This is a genomic window from Pseudomonas viridiflava (assembly GCF_900602065.1).
In the GTDB taxonomy this organism is placed as follows: domain Bacteria; phylum Pseudomonadota; class Gammaproteobacteria; order Pseudomonadales; family Pseudomonadaceae; genus Aquipseudomonas.
Map to the genome: position 1 here is coordinate 1 of NZ_UWFN01000107.1, position 280 is coordinate 280.

A 280-nucleotide genomic window follows, 5' to 3' on the forward strand; every position below is an offset into this window, starting at 1 on the left:
TACCTGGACCCTGCCAGCAGGCTTCATGGAAAGCGGCGAGACCACCGAACAGGCGGCGCTGCGCGAGGTGTGGGAAGAAAGCGGCGTACGCGGCGAAATCATCTCGACCTACTCGATCTTCAGCGTGCCGCAGATCAGCGAGGTCTACATCATCTTCCGCGCCATCGCGCTGGAAATCACCGGCCAGTTCGGCCCCGAGACGCTGGATTACAAATTCTTCGCCCCCGAAGAGATTCCGTGGGACAGCATCTACTACCCCGCCATTCGCCAGATCCTGGAG

Annotated in this window: 1 protein-coding gene; it reads left to right on the forward strand. The window is 60.7% G+C overall.

Annotated elements, in window-relative coordinates; all coding sequences use genetic code 11:
- On the forward strand, positions 1–280 hold a 280-nt coding region (locus tag EE949_RS05180; protein ID WP_122663300.1), incomplete at both ends, for an NUDIX domain-containing protein.